The organism is Photorhabdus hainanensis (assembly GCF_018448965.1).
Taxonomy (GTDB): domain Bacteria; phylum Pseudomonadota; class Gammaproteobacteria; order Enterobacterales; family Enterobacteriaceae; genus Photorhabdus; species Photorhabdus akhurstii.
In genome coordinates this window covers 116042-134341 of record NZ_RCWD01000001.1, presented here as the reverse complement: position 1 = coordinate 134341, position 18300 = coordinate 116042, and the positions used below count along the sequence as shown (strand labels likewise).

12 protein-coding genes and 1 CRISPR repeat array are annotated in these 18300 nt (G+C 41.7%); of the genes, 6 read left to right on the top strand and 6 right to left on the bottom strand.

The window, feature by feature from the left end; all coding sequences use genetic code 11:
• Positions 1 to 127 precede the first annotated feature (127 nt).
• The 6 genes from iolG (at position 128) to iolB (ending at position 8276) form a co-directional block, all read left to right on the top strand.
• The gene (gene iolG, locus EAE92_RS00625) at positions 128 to 1114 is read left to right on the top strand and encodes an inositol 2-dehydrogenase (RefSeq protein WP_214066675.1); all 987 of its coding nucleotides are present in this window, start codon (positions 128 to 130) and stop codon (positions 1112 to 1114) included.
• A 125-nt stretch (positions 1115 to 1239) separates the two neighbouring features.
• Positions 1240 to 2949 carry a solute:sodium symporter family transporter gene (locus EAE92_RS00620; protein WP_214066674.1) on the top strand — a complete coding sequence of 570 codons (1710 nt, stop codon included), beginning with the start codon at positions 1240 to 1242 and terminating at the stop codon, positions 2947 to 2949.
• Between the two features lie 404 nt (positions 2950 to 3353).
• Positions 3354 to 4487 carry a Gfo/Idh/MocA family protein gene (locus EAE92_RS00615; RefSeq protein ID WP_214066673.1) on the top strand — a complete coding sequence of 378 codons (1134 nt, stop codon included), beginning with the start codon at positions 3354 to 3356 and terminating at the stop codon, positions 4485 to 4487.
• A 75-nt stretch (positions 4488 to 4562) separates the two neighbouring features.
• Positions 4563 to 6467, top strand: a complete 1905-nt coding sequence (locus EAE92_RS00610) for a bifunctional 5-dehydro-2-deoxygluconokinase/5-dehydro-2-deoxyphosphogluconate aldolase (protein WP_214066672.1) — start codon at positions 4563 to 4565, stop codon at positions 6465 to 6467.
• 43 nt (positions 6468 to 6510) lie between these two features.
• Positions 6511 to 7401 carry a myo-inosose-2 dehydratase gene (gene iolE, locus EAE92_RS00605; RefSeq protein WP_214066671.1) on the top strand — a complete coding sequence of 297 codons (891 nt, stop codon included), beginning with the start codon at positions 6511 to 6513 and terminating at the stop codon, positions 7399 to 7401.
• A 47-nt stretch (positions 7402 to 7448) separates the two neighbouring features.
• Positions 7449 to 8276 (top strand): 5-deoxy-glucuronate isomerase, encoded by an 828-nt coding sequence (gene iolB, locus EAE92_RS00600; protein ID WP_214066670.1) that lies wholly within the window; start codon positions 7449 to 7451, stop codon positions 8274 to 8276.
• 40 nt (positions 8277 to 8316) lie between these two features.
• Positions 8317 to 8944: direct repeats of the CRISPR family, unit length 28 nt; unit sequence TTTCTAAGCTGCCTGTGCGGCAGTGAAC.
• A 129-nt stretch (positions 8945 to 9073) separates the two neighbouring features.
• On the opposite strand, the gene cas6f is transcribed toward iolB, so the two are convergent.
• From cas6f to cas1f, 6 genes are all read right to left on the bottom strand, one after another.
• Entirely contained in the window at positions 9074 to 9628 is a 555-nt protein-coding gene (gene cas6f / locus EAE92_RS00595; protein ID WP_214066669.1) for a type I-F CRISPR-associated endoribonuclease Cas6/Csy4, read from the bottom strand.
• Positions 9629 to 9637: 9 nt separating this feature from the next.
• Complete coding sequence (csy3, locus tag EAE92_RS00590; RefSeq protein WP_214066668.1) at positions 9638 to 10654, bottom strand: type I-F CRISPR-associated protein Csy3; 1017 nt, start codon at positions 10652 to 10654, stop codon at positions 9638 to 9640.
• A 23-nt stretch (positions 10655 to 10677) separates the two neighbouring features.
• A complete protein-coding gene (gene csy2, locus EAE92_RS00585; RefSeq protein WP_214066667.1) occupies positions 10678 to 11646 on the bottom strand; it encodes a type I-F CRISPR-associated protein Csy2 in 969 nt (322 codons plus the stop codon).
• A complete protein-coding gene (csy1, locus tag EAE92_RS00580) occupies positions 11643 to 12992 on the bottom strand; it encodes a type I-F CRISPR-associated protein Csy1 (protein ID WP_214066666.1) in 1350 nt (449 codons plus the stop codon). The genes csy2 and csy1 overlap by 4 nt, the downstream gene beginning before the upstream one ends.
• An 881-nt stretch (positions 12993 to 13873) precedes the next feature.
• Complete coding sequence (gene cas3f, locus EAE92_RS00575) at positions 13874 to 17155, bottom strand: type I-F CRISPR-associated helicase Cas3f (RefSeq protein WP_214066665.1); 3282 nt, start codon at positions 17153 to 17155, stop codon at positions 13874 to 13876.
• Positions 17152 to 18132: a type I-F CRISPR-associated endonuclease Cas1f gene (cas1f, locus tag EAE92_RS00570; RefSeq protein WP_214066664.1), complete on the bottom strand. Its 981-nt coding sequence runs from the start codon at positions 18130 to 18132 to the stop codon at positions 17152 to 17154. The genes cas3f and cas1f overlap by 4 nt, the downstream gene beginning before the upstream one ends.
• Between the last annotated feature and the right edge of the window lie 168 nt (positions 18133 to 18300).

Here is an 18300-nt window from a genome sequence, read left to right as displayed (position 1 = left end):
TTATTAACAAAATGCCACACCGCACTCAAAAATATAATTTCCAAATACTTTAAAATTGAAATAAATGTTTTATTTGATATATTTTAAAGTATCTCATAAGCAGATACCTAGGTATCAAGGAGCATCCATGTTCAACATTGCATTATTTGGCGCCGGACGAATTGGACAAGTACACGCAGTGAATATCACTCATCATAAAGAAACTTCTCTTTACTCCGTTGTCGATCCACATCAGAAAAGTGCTGAACTTTTAGTACAGAAATATCAAACAAAAAGACAAACTATTGAACAGGCAATGTCCGACCCTGAAATAGATGGCGTTCTTATCGCCTCGGCAACAGATACACATGCAGACCTGATCGAACTCGCAGCAAAACATCATAAAAAAATCTTCTGTGAAAAACCGGTTCATCTTGATATTGAACGTGTTCGTCATTGCCTTGAAACCGTTAAACAATATCAGGTTCCCTTATTTGTTGGCTTTAACCGTCGTTACGATCCGCAATTCCGCCGAGTAAAAACACTATTTGACGCTGGTGCGATAGGAAAGGCCGAATCTCTGCTGATTATTTCCCGTGATCCCTCCCCTCCTTCCGCTGAATATGTCAAAGTTTCTGGTGGTATGTTCCGGGATATGACAATACATGACTTCGATATGGCACGTTTTATTATCGGTGAGGAACCCTGTTCGATCTACGCTCAAGGCAGCAATCTAGTTGATCCAGCTATTGGGCAAGCGGGTGATATCGATACCGCCTTTATCGTTATGAAATTCCCATCAGGGGCAATGGCAACCATTACCAATAGCCGCCGTTCCGGGTATGGCTATGACCAACGGATTGAATTACATGGTGAAAAAGGGCTGCTTAGCGCAGGTAATATTAAAGAAAACAGCGTTGAACTCTGGGAAAACAGTGGTTGTTTAACAGCCAAGCCAGAGCATTTCTTCCTGCAACGTTACCGGGAAGCCTACATTGCTGAATGGGACCATTTTGTCGATGTCATGGCTGGTCGCGCCACGCCAGAATGTAGTGGCGCTGATGGCGAACAAGCGCTTTATCTGTCTGATAAAGCGCTCGAATCTCTGCAATTAGGGAAAGAAATCAAATTATAAAACAGCCCTACATCTCTAACTAAAACTAACTGACTTACATTTATTTTCATCATAAAAACGGGAAAGGCCGCTTTCCCGTCAGCATATTGCTGCCTGAAAACAGTCAATCAGGCTTGGAGGATAGTATGTTAGCTTTTCTCTCATTTATTGGTTTTACCCTATTAGTGGCTGGCTTCGCTTATTACAAAACCCATAATGCTCGTCTGACAGAATCTACTGAAGGCTATTTTCTTGGCGGGCGATCTCTCACAGGTGTTTATATTGGTAGCTCTATGTTATTGATGAACCTGTCCACAGAGCATTTAATCGGTTTGAATGGATTAGCATTCCGAACCGGATTTATCGTTATGGCTTGGGAAGTGATAGCTGCTATAACAATCGTTCTATTTGCTATTTATTTCCTGCCTAAATATCTGAAACTCGGTATTTCAACCATCCCGGAATATCTTGAACGCCGATTTGATAAAAATACGCTGCTTATTACCTCAATTCTTTTCCTGGCTATGTATATCATTTCACTACTCCCCATTGTGCTGTATACCGGCGCAATTGCATTGGAAAGTCTATTCCAAGTTTCTAATGTATTCAGTATTGATAAAACTACGGCATTATGGATTATGGTTTGGGGCGTTGGTGGATTAGGTGCGGTTTATGCCATCTTTGGTGGTATTAAAGCCATTGCCGCCGCAGATACCATTAATGGTATTGGCTTAATTGTTGGCGGATTAATGGTGACTATTTTTGCCCTACTCTATGTCGGCAATGGCAATGCCTGGCAAGGATTAGTCGAAGTTTATCAATCTAATCCTGATAAATTTAACTCCATCGGCAGTGAAGATTCTCTAGTTCCTTTCTCCACGCTATTTACCGGCCTAATTGTTTCCAATATGTTTTTTTGGTGTACCAACCAATCCATTGTTCAGAAAGCCCTTGGTGCAAAAAATCTAGCGGAAGGACAAAAAGGCGTGATGTTGTGTGCTTTACTTAAACTCATCATGCCGTCTATTATTATTCTACCAGGCATTATTGCTTTCCATATTTTCAAAGGACAGATAGATAATCCAGATAACGCTTATCCAGAATTAGTACATTTAATTCTACCGGAAGTATTGGTTGGTTTCTTTGCCGCTGTGGTTGTTGGTGCGGTATTTTCCACATTCAGCGGAGGACTTAATTCATCTGTGACACTGTTTGTCGTCAATATTTACAAACAGCGAATCAACCAAAATGCCACCGAAACTCAAACAGTCGCTATGAGTAAATATCTGGGAATCGGGTTAGCGTTAATCACGATGATCGTCGCACCGTTAGTCGCTAATGCACCTGATGGTCTGTTCTATCTCATACAACAATTACAGGGGATCTTTAACGCGCCAATTCTCAGCGTGGTATTAGTCGGTTTGATGACTAAACGAGTACCGCCTATTGCCGCTAAACTTGGACTATTATTCGGTATGTCAGCCTATATTATCTGTAATTTCATTTTGAAAATTAACCTGCATTTTTTTCATCTGGTTGGCATTTTATTTGTTCTTAATGTTATTTTCATGTTGGCTATTGGCTACTTTTTCCCAGCTAAACCATTTGAAGATATTTATACCGAACAGGTCAATATTACACCGTGGTCTATGGTGAAACCGGTTGCATGGTTAATTACACTCTGTTCAATCTCTATATACGTATTTCTCGCACATAATGTTCCCAAGGCAATCATGGTTATTTATTATTTGTTCGCTGCATTAATACTATCTTATGCGCTATACCAGATAGGCAAAACACTATTCAGGAAACTTGTGATAAATAATACGCCCCAAAAACCGAATAAAGATAATTAGCTAACTTTATGACTCTAACATTATTATCAAAATAACTCATTACCAGGATTTCCCTTTACCCCATATTCGCAAGAGGAAATCCTGGGGGTATAGTGATTCTTTTTGCTAACTAATTCCATATATACCAAGCCATAAATGGAACAAAAATTCTAACATTCTATTTTTTCAGCTCTTACCTCTGAATGGTACCTAATTAATCAGAAAATTAACCCTATATAACGCGACGTTAGCTAAAAAATCCTTATCAGATCACAACTTGAAATTAATATTTTCATTTTTGTTGAAAATGAAATAAATGTTTCCTATAACAGATGTACGACAACAACCAAAGCTAACTGGCAAACACTAAAAAATTGACTGCAACAACAAACGACCTATCCGCTTCTATTTGGAGAAACAGCTATATGGAAGAGATTCGTATCGGCCTAATCGGTACTGGTTACATCGGACGCACCCATGCCATTGCTTACGCACAAGCACCTACTGTTTTCCCTCTGGCAGGCAAACTAGTTTGTGAAATGGTAGCGGAAGTTTCTTCTGAACTCGCCGCAAAACGGTCTGAACAATTAGGTTTCCGGCGCTTTACTGACAATTGGCGCAAATTAGTATCAGATCCCGATATTCATGTTGTTGATATCTGCTCACCAAATTTCCTTCATAAAGAGATGGCTCTCGAAGCAATCAAACATGGCAAGCATGTTTATTGTGAAAAACCACTGGCACTAAACTCAACTGATGCACAATTAATGGCCGAAGCCGCCAAAAAAGCCGGCGTGAAAACATTAGTCGGTTTTAACTACATGAAAAACCCCACCGCACAACTGGCTAAAGAGATCATTTCAAATGGTGAAATTGGTGAAGTCATTCACTTCTACGGCACTCATAACGAAGATTATATGGCTGATCCATTCACCCCTATTCATTGGCACTGTTTCAAAGATAAAGCTGGATTAGGTGCATTAGGGGATCTTGCTGCTCATATCATCAATATGGCGCAGTACCTGATTGGTGATATCGAAACTGTTTGCGCAGACATGGCCACTGTCATCAAACAACGCCCGGAAAAAACCGGCTCTAGCATTATGGTTGCGGTAGAAAACGAAGATCAAGCACATGCTATGGTACGTTTCAACAGCGGGGCAATGGGTATTATTGAAACCTCCCGTATTGCCTGCGGCCGCAAAATGGGTTTGAGCTACACCATTACAGGAACAAAAGGTGCTTTGAGCTTCACACAAGAAAGAATGGCCGAACTAAAACTTTACCGTCACGATGAACCGGCAAACCGCCAAGGCTTTAAAACCATTCTTATTGGACCGGAACATCCTGACTATGCGCCATTCTGTCACGGCGCTGGTCACGGCATCGGCTTCAATGATCAAAAAACAGTGGAAATCAGAGATTTGATCAATGGCATCGCCAGCAATAAAGAGATATGGCCAGATTTCACCGAAGGATGGAAAGTCTCACGTATTCTGGATGCCATTGCTCGTTCTTATCAAGAGCAACGTTGGGTGAATGTCACTGAAATTAATTAACTCTTCTTATCAACACTCCACTGTCGGAGCTAATCATAGCAACACTTGATGTTGTACTTAATAAGGAATGGTTCAATGGAGCAGCAAAAAAAATTTGATGTTATTTGCATGGGACGAATCGCCGTTGACCTTTACGGCCAACAAATCGGAGCACGTCTGGAAGACATGGGAAGTTTTGCAAAATATCTTGGCGGTTCTTCCGGTAATGTTGCCTATGGCGCCGCTCGCCAGGGGCTTAAATCCTCCATGCTAGCCAGAGTCGGTGATGAGCATATGGGACGTTTCCTTAGGGAAGAGTTACAAAGTGTTGGCTGTGATACCAGCCATCTAACTATTGATAAAGAACGCCTTACGGCACTGGTGCTGCTAGGAATCAAAGATAAAACAACGTTTCCCTTGATCTTCTATCGTGATAACTGCGCTGATATGGCAATTACCCGTGACGATTTCAGTGAAGAATACATTGCATCAGCCCGTTGTCTGGCAATCACCGGAACACATCTTTCTCATCCTAACACTCGCGATGCGGTGCTGACGGCCCTCAACTACGCCCGCCGCAACCGTGTGAAAACAGTCATGGATATTGATTATCGCCCGGTACTTTGGGGATTAACTTCTCTGGGAGACGGTGAAACACGTTATATCGCATCGGAACAGGTAACAGCTCAGTTACAGGAAGTATTATCGCTATTTGATCTCATTGTCGGCACAGAAGAAGAGTTCCATATTGCCGGTGGTTCCACAAATACCATCGAAGCACTACGCAACATTCGTAAACTCACGTCTGCTGCATTGGTTTGCAAACGAGGATCACTGGGATGCTCTGTTTTTACCGCTGAAATCCCTGATAATTTGGATGATGGCATTACCATACAGGGTGTTCGTGTCGATGTGCTTAACATACTCGGTGCAGGGGATGCTTTTATGTCCGGCTTATTACGCGGCTATCTTAATAACGAAGGTTGGGAAAAAGCCTGTACTTACGCTAATGCTTGTGGCGCATTAGTTGTTTCTCGTCATGGGTGCGCCCCGGCAATGCCAGATAAAACAGAGCTTGATAACTATCTATCACGCGCCAATCAAATCCTACGCCCTGATTTGGATGAAACACTTAACCACCTCCACCGTATCAGCGCCCGTAAAAATCAATGGGACGAACTGTGCGTAATGGCCTTTGATCATCGTATTCAATTTATCGAATTAGCCCGACAAGCGAATGCCAGTATCAAGCGTATTTCATCATTAAAACAACTTCTATTGCGCGCCAGCCGAGAAGTTGCCACAGAAGCAGGATTACAAGGAAAAATAGGCCTGTTATGTGACAGCACTTTTGGTCAGGATGTTTTAAACGAAATTACCGGTCAAGGTTGGTGGATAGGCCGCCCAATTGAGCTACCTGGCTCTCGCCCGCTTTGTCTGGAACATGGCAACATCGGTTCCCAACTTATTGACTGGCCGCTTGAACACATCGTCAAATGTCTGGTGTTTTTCCATCCAGAAGACGCTCACCCACTCCGTCTGGAACAAGAGAAAAAAGTTCGGGAAATTTATGCCGCATGTTGTAAATCTGGTCACGAACTTTTACTGGAAGTGATTCTACCTGCGGAAATGAAACACTCAGATGAGTTCTATATTCGCGCACTTAGACGCTTTTATAACCTTGGCGTTAAACCGGATTGGTGGAAACTCCCACCTCTCAGTTCTGAAAGTTGGGACAACATTAACTATCTCATCCAGCAACGAGACCCCTATTGCCGTGGCGTCGTTATTCTTGGTCTTGACGCTTCACAAGAAGAGCTGGAAATGGGTTTTAATGCCGCAGCCGGCAAATCTATCGTCAAAGGTTTTGCTGTCGGAAGAACCCTATTTGGTCAACCATCCCTAAAATGGCTAAAAAATGAAATTGATGATAACCGCTTGATCCAGAAAATAAAAACCAACTATCACAACCTGATTAGCCTATGGCGTCAGCGCGGATAGCAACATAATAAAATTATTTTATTCAATTAGTAGGAGCACCATCATGGCTGTTCAACTTGGTATCAACCCTCTGACCTGGACTAATGATGACTTACCCACTCTCGGCGCGGACACACCACTAGAAACCTGCTTAACAGAAGGCCGACAGGCAGGTTTTACTGGTTTTGAATTGGGCAATAAATTCCCTCGTCAGGCCAACGTATTAGGTCCCATTCTTGCCGCCCACGATCTCATGCTGGTATCCGGCTGGTACTCTGGCGAATTACTCACCCGTTCAGTAGCGGAAGAGATTAAAGCGGTACAATCTCACCTGACCCTGCTACGCGAACTGGGAGCTAATGTCATAGTCTTTGCGGAAGTGACAAACTGCATTCACGGCGATCAAAATAAACCAGTCCATCTTCGCCCTCAATTTCCAGCTAACCGCTGGCAAGAATATGGTGAAAAATTGACTGAATTTGCCCGCTACACCCAAAAACAAGGTGTTCAGATTGCTTATCACCACCATATGGGAACTGTCATCGAAACTGAGAAAGATGTTGATCATCTAATGGAAAATACCGGAGATGAAGTTGGATTGTTGCTGGATACCGGTCATTTAACCTTTTCTGGCGCTGATCCACTAGCTATCGCAGAACGCTGGGCAAAACGCATTAATCATGTTCACTGTAAAGACATCCGCCCTGATGTACTTAACGATGTGAAAAACCGTAAAACCAGCTTCCTTGATGCGGTGCTGAGCGGTGTATTCACAGTACCGGGAGATGGTTGCGTTGATTATCCGGCAATTTTCCAAGTGTTGAAAAAACAGAATTATCAAGGCTGGCTGGTAGTTGAAGCAGAACAAGATCCCGCTATTGCTCACCCATTCACCTACGCAACGATGGGTTATAACAATTTACGCAAATTTGCCAGAGATGCCGGATTGTTTTAATTAATCACAACCTGATTCATGCAAAAATAGTACTGAGGGTAGATAATATGTCAAAATTATTATCAAAATATCATCCACCGGATCAAAACAAACGAACTCAACATATCACGCCGGAATCAGCAAACTGGAAGTATGTCCACTTCGATGTTTATGAATTGGCTTCGGGTGAAAAAATCACCTTACCCGCATCAGAAAATGAAACCTGTCTGGTTTTGGTGGCAGGCAAAGCCACAGTGACTACGCCACATCAACGGTTTGAGCATATTGGCGATCGCATGCAGCCATTTGAACGCAAAAAACCTTATGCCGTTTACATCACTGCGGGGGAATCTGTTGAAATTATTGCCGATACCGCTCTTGAACTTGCGGTATGCCAAGCGCCGGGTAAAGGAAGCTACCCGACTCGACTGATTACGCCACAGGATATTGACGCAGAACAACGTGGCAATGGCTACAACCGACGCTATGTTCACAACATCCTACCGGATAATAAACCTGCTAATAGCTTGTTGGTGGTTGAAGTCTTTACCAGTGAAGGCTGTACCAGCTCCTACCCTAGCCATAAACACGATACCGACAATGCGCCACAGGAAACCTATTTGGAAGAAACCTATTACCATCGTTTGAACCCATCTCAAGGGTTCTGCATGCAACGCGTCTATACCGATGACCGTGAACTAGATGAATCAATGGCTGTTTACAACAAGGATGTGGTCATGGTGCCCAAAGGCTACCACCCAGTGGCAACCATTGCCGGTTACGACAACTATTATCTCAACGTAATGGCCGGACCAACCCGCAAGTGGCTATTTACCTGGGAAAAAGACCACCAATGGGTTAATAGTGAAGAATATGCTCAGAAGCATAAGAATTAAGGAATGTAAGAATATCACCTTTTTTAGCGCACTTAACTGAGTGCGCTGCTGCCTGTGCGGCAGTGAACGAAGTCCTGTTGTTAAACTCAGTACAGCATATTTTCTAAGCTGCCTGTACGGCAGTGAACTTTCCATAGCAATAGACAATAGAGTTTCATCTTTTCTAAGCTGCCTGTGCGGCAGTGAACATGTTAGTTATTATACTGAGCATTTTGACGAGTTTCTAAGCTGCCTGTGCGGCAGTGAACGTTGCTCCTGCCCAAACGATATTAATTAAAGTTTTCTAAGCTGCCTGTGCGGCAGTGAACCACGGAACGAGATGATGCGCTTGAATGTGATTTTTCTAAGCTGCCTGTGCGGCAGTGAACGAGGACTACTTCGAGTATCAAGAAGTAGCCAATTTCTAAGCTGCCTGTGCGGCAGTGAACATCGTTCAAGCAAGAAAAACATTACTGGGGATTTTCTAAGCTGCCTGTGCGGCAGTGAACCAGCCGATTCAATAAAAATGATCACAGTTAATTTTCTAAGCTGCCTGTGCGGCAGTGAACAAATGAATCAGTCAGAATTTGCAAAATTACACTTTCTAAGCTGCCTGTGCGGCAGTGAACCCAATGTACCTATTGGTGTCGGTTTTGCTGGTTTTCTAAGCTGCCTGTGCGGCAGTGAACTGTTAGATACTACCTTTAATTTACTGATTATTAAAGAACATAATGATAAAAAGCAGAAAAACCCTTTTTATTAGCAGCGGCTAATATCTTAAATAAATCAATAAGTTATAATTAGCCGCTAAAAAAGGGTCAAAACCAAGGGATGGTAGCTGATGAACTTAATCCATACGAACTAAAAACTCCCGGAGTTGGTTTGTCTTGTATTGGCCCTTGTTTGATAAACAACAGAAAACTTTGTCCTGATGACAAGCTCTTAAGGTACAGAAACGGTAAATGAGTACGTTGTTCCTTGCTGATAGAAATGCGTTGTAAGGCTTGTTCCTCCGTTAACCACCCTTTTTTAATTGAACGACGACGAAGCCGCTCCACGCTGCTTTTAACCTGCACTCGGCTGACACAACAGTACTTAGTTTCTTGGGGAATTGGCTGAATATCAGTCATTTCAGTGTAGTCCCGAAGTCCTTTTAACCAAGATAAAGACTGCAAGTCATTCAATGCTTCGCTTAAACCGTGAATTCTCAGCGTATCCCCCAGTGTTTTTCTCGCACACGGAAAACTGACTCCAATACGTCCGTTACCTACTTGCCCTAATGCCCGATGCAGTTTAGCAAATAACGCTTCCATCAGACTTTGCTGGCTAAATTCAGGATCGGGAAGAACGCGGATTTCAAAGTAATAATCCATTGTGTCCCCTTATTCACCTTTTTCACCAAAAACACCGCCACGAATTAGCGTCGCCATAACATAGTGTTGTTGCTCTACTTCTGGCGCTTTTCCTTTCGTGACCCAGTTATCTAACAAAGTATAAAAATCCATTTTTACTTTAGGCTGACGATAAGCCTTACCACGACTGGTGACAGAACCATAGGGTTCAACCGCTATTGGGCCAAGACCCAATTCCGTAGCGTCTGGGTACCACGTGTCAATAGTGCGGAGCGCATTACCCACTTTTTGCGAATGAAGTGCAGCGATCTCATTGACTTGATACAACACTTTGCTTTTTTTACTGTTACTATCGAGAACCAACTCTTGAGAAGGGAAAATTTCCTGCCCATGACCTAAACGAACAAAAGCCTCAACATTGAATAATGTTGATCTATCGCCTGCCAATCCTTCTTCAATTTCGGCAGCAAGTTCAGCTAAATCACCGTCTACCTTACCAAATTCACGTAAGCTGAAATTTTCGCAGTCAAACTCCCACCATTTGCCACTCTTACCACTTACGCGAACCTTAATTTCTTCTGCTCCAACTCGGTTACGCCACAAAAACCGTCCATTAGCCAAGTTTTCTGCATAACGTGCTGCAAGTGTTTTGAAACCATGTTCAGAGATATAACCGTTGATCACGTTTGCCAATTCAGCTTGATAATCCTGATCATTACATACTGATGGTATTGAAAGATTGCCTAAGACCCGTAATGTAAAACTAACTTTTAAGGTATCAGCATCAAAAGGCAATGCGGCAACATCGACACGTTGCAGGTTTGCTTTTTGAATCTCCGCATCCAATTTAGCTGGATCGCTGGTTAATGCGTTTTTCAAGCGGTTGGAAATCGTCCCCCGGACAGCTTTTTCCTGAATAGCAATAGGTTGCCACTCTTCCGCTTTCTCCCAATGCTCCCAATTTCCAGCAAACATTAAAGCATCAGAGTTAGAAAGTTTACGTTCAAATGCCAGTACAGAAGCTGTTTTAATAGTTGATTTAGACATGTAGATATCCTTCTTTAAATTAATCAGTCGATTATTCTTACTTTCTTATTGGGTTTGGATTGACGGGAAACAGACTGTTGATTACAACACCTGTATATACCCTCTCCCTCTTGATAGTCATAACACCAGAGTAACTGGCGAATATCATCAATACGGTGCGGGCTTTTCCATTCACCTACCCCATAGATTGCTTCAACAAAACGAAATGGAGTATTAGGATCACGAGTTTTATCTACTTTCCCGGCGGAATATAATGGTGATATCGCTTGATAACCCGTCATCAAGGGGACTAAATATCCCGAAGCAGGTTTGGGGATATATTCCCAATATGCAGGATCACCAATTTCAGGTTGCTTATCATCCTGAGTAGGAATTGCCCGCATTTTAATAGTAGAAAAATCAAGCCAGGCGTCAATCATCTCTGCTTGAGGATTATCTTGTTTTAATTCTTCGTAGTGTTTAGCTAACAATTCAGAGCGATCTAGCAAGGCAAAACCCGGTAATAAACGCCGCATTAACTTACGGGTTGCCAGTTTTTCCTGAGGAAAAGCAATAACATTGACTTTAGTAATTTCAGTGATTGTACCACCCGCTAGTCGCTGAGTTGGACATATCTCCAGTAAATATTGTTCCAATTCGTTAGCTTCTGTATCGCCAGCAATTTCACCAGAACATTCTATTAATAAAGAAACTGTCATATGCATACGACCTTCTTCATTAAAAGAAGCTGTCTTTTCTTCTCTGGTTAATGGATTACGAGTTAAAGCAAAGACTTTATCCCTAATCGGATCAGACTGATGAGCGTGCAATTGGTGGTTATGACAAATAACGCCACAATTTTCCAATATTAAATTGTGACTTTGTTGTAACTTACGTGAAAGCGCATGAGTAAAGCCAAGAAAATGGGTAATTGCCGGAAAACCATAGGTTAAACCTGCAACTGCATTCGCATTTTCTACTTTAATATGGCGCAAAACAATCAAATAACTCATAACGGTACCTCTGGCAATTCATCCTCAAATTCACGTAACCGTTTTTTAAATAAATATTCCCATTCACGACGTTCAGCAAATCCCATTTTCAACCACTTATGACTTAGTTCCTGATTTAACCAGTAACTAAAATCTCCGGCGACCTCTTTTTTCCAACCACCACTTTCGCGTTCAAATCGGAATTCTTTATCCAGTTGGCAACGATAAGGATCAAGCCAAAGCTGTTGAGCACGTCTTAACTCACAATCATTACTGGCACTCCAGCCTTTGAGCTCAACCTGATCCTGTACGTTAGCAACATAGTTAAATAAAATATCAATAATTTCATCGAAATATTCCTGACGCCGCTGCGAAATCTTTAGCGCCTTTTCATATTTCCGTACACTCAACAAATATCGTTGCATATTTCGAACAACATTACGGGCTAATAAAACAAACTGACTAGCTTGATCAAAAATAGACCTGCACTGCTTCGGGAGCTTAATGATACCTTTCCATTCAGGAGCAGAGCAAGGCAGCAGCCAAACACGTCCTCCCCATACACTATTAAGGTAAGAAATATTTTGAGGTTTAGTACCACCCATATTTTGTATGGCAGTATTAGGATAGCTCACACTAGTCTCAGAATGCCAATACTTCTCTCTTCTTGCCTTATTAATTTCTTTAGACGACTTACCAAAACGGACTTCGGTAATACGCTGATGCACAACATTTGCCAACGATGAAGAAAAGAGCGGGCTTAATAAATGATACTCACTGGGATTGACGGGAAAATAAAGCTGTTTTGCCAACTTATGTGAAGAAAGTGTTTCATCTGATAAAGCTTGTCGAAATCCATTAATCCATCGCTCAAGCTGTTGTTCGTTTTCAGCCAATTCAGCGAATACTGAATAATCTCCCCTATTCAAAGATGCTGCTAATGAATCACCTTGGCACTCTGTCTGTAATAATTTCGCAACGTCGAGTGATGCGGCGTTTCCCGATGCATCAGTTACAAATTTATTCAACGTGGTAGTAGAAAGATATTCAATATTTTCTTTTCCACTTACTAATTCTGCAAAAATATTACTGCCTTTTGCGTCACTATGCGTAAATTTCAGGACATGTGTTACCAGATTGATTTGCTTTGCTCGATTTGCAGCATCATCCAGCCAATTTCTAACTTCATAACGCTCTTCCAATTCCTTGAGTTGTTCAGAAATCTCTCGTTGGGCAACTACGATATCCTCTTCTGAGGTTAGCTTTGCAAGTTTTCTTTCGGCCTCTTTATTAAAAACCTCAAACTTTAGCTGCTTACGGCTGTTAATATAACCGATAATAAATCGATTTAATCCACTTTCATTCATAGACTGTTATCCACTTTATCAAAACGACTATTTGGGTGCTCTCTCCTCAAGTCCATGCACTAACTCGGACAGAAGCAGTTATTATGGCCTTAATTGAACATACTATTTTCTGTCTTATATTCAATAAATAAAATAATCACAACCTATATTTGGCCTGTAAGGTTCTATTCTATAAGCACAAGGTAATTATGTGTTTTTCTGGACTCTATCAGTTTCTGGTTTTTTGTAGAAGTTAGCTATACATAATAAAACAAGAATATCAAAATAATGCAATGATAATCTCAGAGATTATAACATTAATAAAATTAATTATATATTACATCTAAATAGGATAATGAATGTGTAACAACATTCGCTATAAAGTATGACCTGTTATTTTATGTAGAGTTTAATCTCTTAACCGTTTATTATATCAACACTGCCGTACAGGCAGCTTAGAAATATTTTGATGTCCCTTAAAGGAAATAAAATCTAACTGCCGCACAGGCAGCAGCACCACCTAGGTGGTGCTATCACTCTCTACTCTATAAATCGTCAACAATCTTACAAGCCTTCCCTTCGTAGCGACAAAATATACACACTTTTTGACTTCTCATCATACTCAAACCGCTGTGAGAGATATTTGCACAATTTAGCCAAGCAACGAACACAACACATACCAAAATTTTTACTACCTTATCTCTGCTCATCGTTATGTCCCCACACGAACAATTGAATAAGAAATGATCACCACTGTTAATTACATAATCCTATAGATAAGTCAATAATTTTGTTAAAAAATAAATTTTTAAAGGAACATATAAATAGGATATTAAAAAACAAAATCATTTAGCAAAATTCATGCCAATTAATAACATAGGACATAACCTACAATAATGCACTTAACTAAGTACACTAAACACTCCTAAAAACGGGTGATAACACCACGCATCTCCGTCATTTTTTGTCCTGAGACAAATTTCACCAAAATGCTGACTAATGTCCTTTAACTCCATTTCATAAGTATCAGCCAAGTTCTGGTAAATTGTCTCAGTATCAAGTTCAATCCAGATACTTACTCTCGATGCAAACTCCAATTCGAGTACATAGTCAAACGCCCCACTTTCTTTGATCCCTGCCAAGCCACTGTCTGGTGCCATAAACTTCACTTTTTCACCCTCTTCTTCAAGCCACAGATAATGTAATTCATCGGGCTCAGACTGGCGAAACGGCTTACGGCGCTGCAATTCCGCACACCATGAAGCCTGTTTGCGCCACCAAAAAGCAGCACAGTAACGGTATTCATTTTCAGGATCACCTTGAAGCTCCTCCCACAAACGTTGATGTTCAAGATCAACCAAATTTCTAAAAGGTGAACTATCCTCAGCTTGATCACGTTCCTTTATTCTTGGCAAAGCACTGACTAGCTCATATTGATAAGGCTCTAGTAACTCATGTAAATCATGGCTGGCAAGGCGATAATTTGTTGACTCAAACCCCGGACGACAATAAGCCGGATTTCTCAGTTTACTATCTCTAAGAGCTTTATAGTTTTTCGCCAAAATATGTAGATTTGGTAAGAGTGGTGTTTTTTGCCTATGACGTTGAATACGACCGGCAAGTTGTATCAGAGAACGCATTGAACTGGGTTCAGCAATGGACCAGTCGTAATCATGATCCCTTCCTACTTCAGCTACAGAGGTTGCTATTGCCACAAAAATATGATGCCTTTCCGGTGTCTCTTCTAATGCTTTGCGAATTTCCTCCACCTGCCACAACGATTCTTCATCGTATCGTGTTAACGTTGAATCCAGCCGATGTTCAAGATGAGAGCGTATCGCCAAAGGATGCTGACTGTGATAGACACAATAATGGATGCGCACATTTTCAGGAGATGGTATCTGCAATAACTGCTGTGCGACGGCAACTAGTGGATTGATGTTTGCCATACGGATTAAACCAATAGAAACAGTCTTACCCGATGAATGAATTTGGTGATGGTTCTCATGCAGTTTCTGCATGGATTTATGCATAGTTTCTGCCAAAGCCGTAAGCACATATTCAATTTGATGGCTTTTGAGCTCAACCGGTACCAACTCTGCTTTACGCAAGGGGACCATATTTTCTAGCCGGACAAAGCGCTTATCAACAAAAGCTATATGCTGATCCCGGAATTGCTGCGCGTTAGTAACATCCAGTTGCGCCACATTATATTCATCAAACCAAGCACAACAGATATTCACCGGGGCACCTGGTTGACCACATGCTAATTGATAATCTTGACGTCCAGCCCGATAAGCATTGAACAATGTCTGAATCAACGCAGGAGGTAATGTGGCCGATGAAAACAATACCCGCGAACCTAATAACCCTGCCCAGTTCACTAACCTACATAAAGCAGGCAAGTCGTTAATATCAAAATCATCCGGCTCATCCAACACCAAATCAGAAGTGAGTAACCTCAGCATGGGTGCAATTTGCTTTCCACCACGAATACCCTCAGTGGCGGGAATTAAATGGTCGATGGTTGTCACCAGCACAGGTGCGCTAAGCAATTGATTAAGTTTATTATCTTTACGTAACCAATGACTCAGACGCCCATCATCTAAGCTACCGTCATAACTAACATACTGGTGTTCAGCAAATAACTCTTCCGCGGATATACTACCCACATCAGGCCCAAGCGCCTTTTGGCGGAGTTGATGTAATTCTTTCACTGCCTGAGAACCAATAAGCACCGCCAGATCGTCTTCTTCCAAATGCAACCTTTTACGTAATGCATCACCGGTTTGTAACGTTAACGTTCTTAACCCCAAAGCAATGGAGAAACGGCATCCTTGTTTTTCATCAGCTAATCCATACAGGATGCGTGCATTAGCAAAAGTTTTACCACAACCAGTAGAAGCCATATTAATGCCAAAAAAACCCTGTTCTACTGAACGTTCACGTAAAGCACATGCAACATCGAACGCCTGATCCTGCCAACGGTATTTTTCATCTTTACTACGTTGTTTAAATCCTTTGTGGCGAGTAATCGCAGGTAGCGTTTTGCGGATATGCGGCAAACTTCTCCCTAGTAGTAAAGCATTCTGCCCAACACCAATATTGTGTTCATCTAATCGCTGCTTGCACTTACCAGTGGTTCTATCAGTATTGGCAAACACATCATAGTTGACATCCTGCCAACCCAAAGTTGCAGGCAACGATGAATAATGATGATCGGCCAGCATTAAAACCAGTCGAGACATATGACTGGTGAAACGCTGATTCAGATTGCCATATTGCGATAATGACGTTGATTGCAGCGCTCTTCGCGCAAATTTTTGTGCTTTCTGACGCCAAGTCTGACTGCGGATAGGTGTACCATTTGGGAATGTCCAGACATCACGTTTATCCTGATTACTCCAGTCCTTATTATCCATGTTGACTGAGTTCCATGACGGTTCTAACTGCTTCGTCAACCAATTATCAATATATTCCAGTTGTGGCTCGTTTGAATAATTACGGTGATAGGAAGGATAAATAGGAAGACGATGATGAGAGAGGATTAGCCAAGCAACAGTGGTTGCCAATGGCGGTAAATCAGTAAAAGGGTTCGTATATTTTTTAGCAATACCATCCTTAACCAAACAGGAAAGAATCTTATCCTCATCACTAGGCTCAATCTGACTTAACGAAGTCAACCACTCCTTATCATTTTGATTATCAACAAATGCCCGAAATAACCGCAGAGATACCCATTCATGTCGATATGGTTGAAACCGCCCATCTCCTCGTAAACCTTGCTGGAACAACGCATTAGCTTTACCAAAATCATGAAATAACCCAGCAACCGCCGCCAATAAGCTTATAGCTTCTACACTATGCCAGTGATTTTCATCCTGACTTTTCAACACATCACGTTGTGTTGTATTTGTAGGTACAACTCCCCGAGAGTTAAAGCGTCGCAAATTCCCGACTATCCATAACAGCTCAGTTTGGCCGCCACTTTTTATCCAATGGCAAGCAACCGCCGTATTACGACGTGCCGTTTTACGCAATAGCTTACGCAAAGTATTTAAACCTTCCAGTGTGATAGCCGTTTGCCAAGTTCTATCACCTTTACGTTCAGCAAATTGATCTAAAATTCGGCGGGTTTCTGTTAGCGCGCGTTTGTTGCATTGAGAGACTAAAAGAATATTCATCGTGCCACCTGACTCAGTTGTTGAGCCGTTGTTTGCAAGGCATCAATCATAGTGTCCAATGCCTCAGCTTTTTGAAACCCACTAATACAGCGTTGGCGAAATTCCTGTTCATCTTCTCCAGCCATTGCGGCAATAAATGCTTGTGGCAATACCAACGCATCTTTAATCAGATCAGCAACATCAAAAACCAAACCACCACGACGGGTTTTACCATGCAACACCGCCAGACCATGTGGTAAACCAATGACCCAAGTTGCAACAGCGGCTAATCCATAAGCCAGATAATTACCATGATCAAGAAAACGGTTTGCTAAATCGACACCACCGCCGCGTTTTGCCCGAACAAAGTCGCCGTAACTCACTGCATTTGCCGCCAGTTTGTATAACGCTTTAGTCATCACAGCTTCTTGAGCCAATAAATCTTTATTATCACGACAATTTGCAAGATTCTGCTCATAACGTGTGAGTAATGACAATAAACTCTCACGATTAAGCATAAAAGAGTTATCTCGCAACATCCGACTACTTAGCCAATGTTCACGAATTTGTGCAATACGAATTTTTTGAAAAGCAATCGCTGCCGCTAATCGTTTTTCGTCATCAAACCAGAAACTCACCCAATCTTGTAAATACTCCGTAGGGCGATATTCACTTTGTGGCGTCAGCCAAGATACATCAACTTCAACCTCATTAGCCGCAAATAGCGGTGTACCTCCACCACCACAAAAACCAACTAAAACACCCGCCTTAGCGAATTCACGCATTGCTGCCTGAGTAATAGAAGTACCCGTTCCCAACATGATAACGGTAGTATTTGCAATTGGGATATTCCAATACAGGGACTGCTTTCCTTCATCAGTGACATACTCAACACGGCCACCATTCACTAATACTCGACAATATTGCAGGTAATAAATATTCGAGCGTTTGGAATGCAAAATAGTTTTAAGGTCACTAGGAGAAAAGTTGTTATCCATAATGTAGAATTACCTAACTAATTAATTTCATTTATGGTAAATATTATGCATAAATTTTACACAAGTAAAACATCACAGAGGTAAATCAAAAAAATTTACAATTCTTTACTAATTCACAGCATAGTACCTTCCCTAAACAGGAATGATTATGCTCTAAGCTATTTGTGT